We start from the raw sequence: 6,262 nt of genomic DNA, 5'->3' as shown, positions 1-6,262 counted from the left end.
AGGAAGCTGATCTTTTTTGTCCGAACAGCGTTCGGATTAATTTTACAATCTACCTGATGAATTTAACTTTCATCAGGCGACTTTTGCGTATTAGAAAGGCGATTTAAAAAAGTGGGCTAATTTGGGCTCAGCCTTGCTTAGTAAATAGCGTTGCGGCACGTGTTCTAGTGGTTGCCACTGCTGGTAGTCAATGGGCAGGTCGTCACTAATTAAACGGGCAAGCGGCACAAATAGTTGCTGCATCGTTCGTAAGGCGTGATTGATCGCACGCGTAGAATCTGTATTGAACGTGGCCATTAGCTGGGCAGTGTCAGTGGGCGTTAAGTAAGCTAATAACGTCGTGTTTTGTTTGCCGTACGAGCGGTCAAAGCCTTGTTCGAACGCGACTCGCCACGTCCATAGCTGCACTAATTCGGCCCGTGTCAGGTTCAGATAAGTTTGTGCGAGTAATGTTTGGTGGCGACAATTTGCTTTTAACGTATTTAAAAATTGCCACCAAAACTCGCGCACCGTTTCATCATATTGCGTGGGAGTGGGCTTAGTGGTCCAAAAGTCTTGGTCGGTCGGGACTTTTGGCCGCGGGAGTCGCTGGTCTTTGTCGCCTATGATTTGTGTGAGCCGCTCTGATTGCAAGTAAGTCGGGAGTTGTGTGAGCGGGTAAAATTGAAAATCAATCCGTAGTCCACTGGTATATTGTACGAGATAAGTACAGCCGTCAGTTGGATCAGCGATTAGTGGTGTGGGCGGTTCCGTTTGCAGCAAGACGGTGCCAAATTCCGTTAAAAAGTGATCGTCATTGCGATAAGGCGTGACATCGGTTGTAAAGAAGGCCACATCGTAGTCGGTGAATTTATCGGGCGTTAGCGTTGGATTGATTGAAGCGCCGTTCATGGCCCACAGACGTAAAGCAGACTGCTGGTCAAAAAAATCGGTTAGTTTTGTTAAAGTGTCCATTGGATACCTCGGTTTGAGTTGGCCATCGCTATCGGTTGCATATTTATAATCGGCGACTGTTCGTGAGGGGTTCATAAATGACAAGTAAACGTTTGGATTAGATTAAGAAAATAAAGTTAGGTCGATTTTATGGCAACAAGTTCCGGTATTAATGCGTTTCTTAGCTTATTCCGGCGGGCTAATTTTGAGTAGAAATTGACTAAGTATGAATATATTCATAATGCAAGTTTACAAAATAACTGTCGTTTTGGCGAGAAAAAATAAAAAAACGTAATAATCGGCGGTTTTCTTCGGAATCTTTGCTGAAAATTGCCGTTTGCTTAATAAAATTAATCAAAGGGCAAATGATACCGCCATCATTAAAGATAAATTAGAATATTATTACAGTTCGAGTTGGTGACCGTCCATAATTTATGTTATATTTTATGACATACCAAATAGGTAGGACGAATTAGGAGGTCACAATCAATGAAGAAATGGCAAATAGCTGTAGTTATGCTGTTAGCTGCGTTTGGGAGCTGGTTTGGTTTAAACACTCAGGCCCAAGCGAAAACTTACACCATCGCGACGGATACCACTTTTGCCCCGTTTGAATTTCAAGCCAAGGGTGGTACATATAAAGGGATTGATATTGATATTTTAAAAGCGATTGCGAAAAAAGAGCATATTAATTATAAGCTCAAAGCAATTAGCTTCGGTGCCGCCGTCCAGCAGTTAAGTGCTAACCAAGTTGATGGGGTCATCGCCGGGATGAACATTACCCCGGAACGGAAACAAACCTTTGACTTCTCCAATGCCTATTATACTTCGGGGGTCGTCATGGCTGTGGCTAAGGGCAGCAAGATTAAAAACTTTAGCCAATTAAAAGGTAAGACCGTTGCTTTGAAGACGGGGACCGCTGGGGCGACTTACGCCAAGTCCATTCAAAGCAAATATGGTTTTAAGATTAAGTATTTTAATGATTCTAACAACATGTACAATGATGTTAAAGTTGGTAACTCGGCCGCCTGTTTTGAAGATTATCCAGTAATGTCTTACGGTATCAAAAATGGGATTGCGTTGAAGATTGTATCAAAACAATATGAAGCCGGCGATTATGGCTTTGCCGTTAAGAAAGGCAAAAATGCGGTCTTGTTGAAGAAATTCAACAAAGGGTTGAAAGCCATCAAAGCGGATGGTCAATATAAAAAGATTGTTGATAAATATTTACATTCCAGTGAATCCTCATTAACTGGTGAAACGGCCAGCAGCCGGACTTTCATCGGCTTGTTCACCCAAAACTTGAGTACTATCGGTAGTGGGTTATGGATGACCTTGGAGCTAACGATTATTTCAATTATTTTAGCGACTATCATGGGATTGATCTTAGGGGTCTTAGGGGTGATGCCTGGGAAGCTCGGACCAGCCATTTCTAGCACGATTATTTATATTTTCCGGGGGATGCCATTAATGGTTTTGGCGTTCTTCATCTATATCGGGTTCCCCGACTTGATTGGGCATGGCTTCAAGATTCCAGCGTTCGTCGCTGGGATGATTACCTTGATGCTCAATGAAGGGGCGTATACTGGGGCTTTCGTCAAAGGTGGGTTCCAAGCCGTTGATGACGGCCAAATGGAAGCGGCCCGCTCACTCGGGTTGCCATATTGGACGGCGATGCGGAAAGTTATTATGCCGCAAGGGATTCGAATCATGATTCCGTCATTTATTAACCAATTTATTATTACGTTGAAGGATACGTCAATTCTGTCCGTTATCGGGATTGTTGAATTGACCCAAACCGGGACGTTGATTATTGCCCGTAACTTTGAAGGGTTCAAGATTTGGTTGATGATTGCGATTATCTACTTGATTATTATTACGTTATTAACGTGGCTTTCAAATTGGGTTCAAAGGAGGATTAACTAAGCATGGCAAAAGTGGTAGTTAAAGATTTACACAAAAGTTATGGCGACAATGAAGTGTTAAAAGGGTTAAATCTCGAAGTTCAAGATAACGAAGTCGTTTGTATGATTGGTCCTTCTGGTTCCGGTAAGAGTACTTTCTTACGGTGCTTGAATGATTTGGAAGTACCCACTAAAGGCCAAATCGTGATTAGCGGTTATGACCTTTCTGATAAAGGGACTAATATTAACTTAGTGCGTGAAAATATTGGGATGGTCTTTCAACACTTCAATTTATTCCCACATTTGACCGTGTTACAAAACATCACGTTGGCGCCGATTCAATTGAAAAAAGCGTCCAAGGAAGCTGCTGAAAAAACGGCCCGGGATTTATTAGACACGGTCGGCTTAGGTGACAAGGCGGATGCAATGCCCAAATCCTTATCTGGGGGGCAAAAACAACGGGTCGCAATTGCCCGCGCGCTGGCTATGAATCCTAAAATTATGTTGTTTGATGAACCTACTTCCGCGTTGGACCCGGAAATGGTCGGCGATGTCTTAGATGTTATGAAAGACTTAGCGGCTAAAGGGATGACCATGATTGTGGTCACTCATGAAATGGGCTTCGCTAAAGAAGTGGCTGACCGTGTCGTCTTTATGGCGGACGGTTTGATTCAAGAAACGGGTAAACCGGAGGACGTCTTTGATCACCCACAAAGTCCGCGGCTACAAGATTTCTTAAACAAAGTGATTAATGTCTAACTCGATAACAATTCGGCGAGCGCGCGTGGATGATGATTTCGCGGCGGTCGCCGCTTTGTATTTAACGGTCTGGCGGACCACGTATCGGGGCCAATTACCAGCGGCGTATTTAGCGAGCTTAACGCCGCAAATGTGGCATCCGCAACAACGGTGGCAACGAACGGTCTTGGCCTTCAATGCGCAGCAACAAATCGTGGGTGTTTGTAGCTACGGTCCGGCTCGTCGGCAAGCGTGGGCCGGGTATCAAGAGATTTATTCGATTTATATCTTACCGGCCTATCAACATCAAGGCCTCGGGCGGCGACTGATGGATGCTGCGTTGGCCCAATTGCCGACTAACGCACCGGTGATGATTGTCGCGCTTGCTAGCAATGTGGCGGCGATTCAGTTTTATCAACATTATGGCTTTGAAAAAATTGCCCAACCACTGGTGGAGACTTTGCCAGTGGGGGTTAAGCTGACCGAGCAAGTGTTGGTGCTGAATAAATGACGAAGCTAGTTTAGCTTGTTGGTGGGTGTTTGTGACACATAACTAAATTGATTTTTTATATTAAAATGGACGCTCCTACATGTGTTGTAGTGGCGTCCATTTGTGTTTATCGTTTTTTGGTTTGTCGGTGATAATTATGGTTAAGTAGGTTTTCGCAACGATACTGTCGAAACGCGGTCCCCGCGGCAACGCCCTGCGCTTAGCTACGTTACGGGTATCACCCGGAAAGCGTGCCGGGCAATCCCCATAACTAGGTGGTTTTCTCAACAATATAGTCGAAACGCGGTTGGGCCGGCAATGTCCTGCGCTTAGCTACTTTACGGGCATCACCCGGAAAAAGCACCGGGCAATCCCCGTAACTAGGCGGTTTTCTCAACAATATAGTCGAAACGCGGTCCCCGCGGCAACGCCCTGCGCTTAGCTACGTTATGGTCATCACCCGGAAAGAGCGCCGGGCAATCCCCATAACTAGGCGCTTCTCAACAATATAGCCGAAACGCGGTTGGGCCGGCAATGTCCTGCGCTTAGCCACGTTACGGTCATCACCCGGAAAGAGCGCCGGGCAATCCCCGTAACTAGGCTACGCTCAGACATTACCCGCCGGCCCAACCGCTCTAGGGTTGCGGCACCTTATGATGGGAATGCAACGTATAGTTACTCTCACCAAAGGTCACGTTATAATTATCGCCTAACACTTTATCACGATTACGGTTCGTTGGTTTTTGCCAGTGGTCCAAGATGGCGGCGACGCAAATGCAGATGGGTTCGATGGTTTCTTCGGCGATCTCTAGTTCGAAGGCTTCGCCGTTTGAAGTGACGACGGGGCGCATTGTCATCACTAGATCAGTACCGTGGTAGATCCGGTAGCTTTCGGTATTTAAGCTGCCCATGATAATCCAACGTAATTTGCGCACATAAATCATTTCATGCCAAAAGCCGAGCGTCTTGCTAATGGAGCCGACGTTTTGGCGGTTATAGTACAAATCAAACTTCGGCAAGAGGCCAAGTGAGGTTTGTTTAATTTCGGCAAGCAGTTCGCCTTGGATGGCATATAGGCTGAGCGCATCTTGGCGTCGGCCCCAGCGCCCAACTAGCAAATAATGCGATTGGTCGTGGGCATCGCGGACGATGCGGGCACCTTTGGCGAAACTATTGCGGCTGAAATATAATTTACGCATTTCAAACCCTCATTTCCCGGTGAACTATTGTTGCGCTAACACTTCCAAGATGGCTTTGCCGACCCCGTCGTTAACATTCGTGTCTGTGATGTGACTTGCTAACTGTTTAACTTCGGTCGTGGCGTTGCCCATGGCGTAACTTGTGCCAGCCAGCTCCAACATCGAAACGTCATTGTTATTGTCACCAATCGCCATCACATCGGTCATCGGGGTATTGAGCATGTTGGCGTAACGTTCAACCGCAATTCCCTTTTGGGCGTTGATGTTATTGATCTCGATATTAGAGCGTGAACTGGAGGTGATTTTTAGGGAAGAATGTTTCGCTAAAAGTTCATCGGCCAGTGGTTGCAATTTAGCGGGACCGTCTTGGCTGAACGTGATAATCTTCATTACGTGTTTCTTCGGGTCGGCTAAAAGTTCATCGTAATTATCGACATAATTAATATCCATTAATTCTAAACGGGCGGATGCGAGTGATACCGCGATTTTGAATGAAGTATCCGGATTTAGGTTTGTTAAAAGATGCGCGATTTCTTCAATCCGTTTAGCTTTGTTATTGGAGTAAATCCCATCGTTGCCAACAACTTCAAAATAATAGCCTTTAGCATTTAAGGTATGGAAAATAGCGCGGGCCACCGTGTTGGTGATGGGGACCATGTCGAGCATTTTGCCAGAAGCATCGTAGACTTCAGCTCCGTTTAAGGTAATCAATGGGGCGGTAATCCCTTGAGCCGCTAAGAGCGGTTGCGCTTCAGAATAGCGCCGACCAGTCGACACAATAAAGTGGACGCCTTGTTGCTGAGCTTTGCGAATGGCTTGGGCATTAAAGTCAGAAACGGTCATTTCGTTGTTCAACAGCGTACCGTCCATGTCAGAAGCGATAATCGAGATCATTTTGTCACATCCTTCGTTGTTATTGATAAATACATTCTAACATGTTTACTAGCGATTTCAGAATTATTATCATTCCCGGTTTTTAGTATGCTACAATGATGCTA

6 protein-coding genes are annotated in these 6,262 nt (G+C 45.5%); 3 read left to right on the top strand and 3 right to left on the bottom strand.

Going from position 1 to position 6,262, the window contains the following annotated elements; all coding sequences use genetic code 11:
- Positions 1-90 precede the first annotated feature (90 nt).
- Positions 91-954 carry an aminoglycoside 6-adenylyltransferase gene (locus DY78_RS05650; protein ID WP_024624021.1) on the bottom strand — a complete coding sequence of 288 codons (864 nt, stop codon included), beginning with the start codon at positions 952-954 and terminating at the stop codon, positions 91-93.
- A 468-nt stretch (positions 955-1,422) separates the two neighbouring features.
- Between DY78_RS05650 and DY78_RS05645 the strand changes: the two genes are divergently transcribed.
- From DY78_RS05645 to DY78_RS05635, 3 genes are read left to right on the top strand one after another with little or no spacing between them, the layout of a single operon-like run.
- On the top strand, positions 1,423-2,859 hold the full coding sequence (locus DY78_RS05645; protein WP_024624022.1) for an amino acid ABC transporter substrate-binding protein/permease: 1,437 nt from the start codon (positions 1,423-1,425) through the stop codon (positions 2,857-2,859).
- Between the two features lie 2 nt (positions 2,860-2,861).
- Complete coding sequence (locus tag DY78_RS05640) at positions 2,862-3,596, top strand: amino acid ABC transporter ATP-binding protein (RefSeq protein WP_024624023.1); 735 nt, start codon at positions 2,862-2,864, stop codon at positions 3,594-3,596.
- Positions 3,597-3,621: 25 nt separating this feature from the next.
- Positions 3,622-4,086 (top strand): GNAT family N-acetyltransferase, encoded by a 465-nt coding sequence (locus tag DY78_RS05635; protein WP_051385188.1) that lies wholly within the window; start codon positions 3,622-3,624, stop codon positions 4,084-4,086.
- Between the two features lie 614 nt (positions 4,087-4,700).
- Here the strand turns inward: DY78_RS05635 and DY78_RS05630 are convergent.
- Entirely contained in the window at positions 4,701-5,264 is a 564-nt protein-coding gene (locus tag DY78_RS05630) for an LURP-one-related/scramblase family protein (protein ID WP_024624025.1), read from the bottom strand.
- A gap of 24 nt (positions 5,265-5,288) precedes the next feature.
- The gene (locus DY78_RS05625; RefSeq protein WP_024624026.1) at positions 5,289-6,158 is read right to left on the bottom strand and encodes a Cof-type HAD-IIB family hydrolase; all 870 of its coding nucleotides are present in this window, start codon (positions 6,156-6,158) and stop codon (positions 5,289-5,291) included.
- Positions 6,159-6,262: the final 104 nt, after the last annotated feature.

It is taken from the genome of Lactiplantibacillus fabifermentans DSM 21115, assembly GCF_000498955.2.
Lineage (GTDB): Bacteria > Bacillota > Bacilli > Lactobacillales > Lactobacillaceae > Lactiplantibacillus > Lactiplantibacillus fabifermentans.
This window is presented reverse-complemented; position numbering and strand designations above follow the sequence as displayed.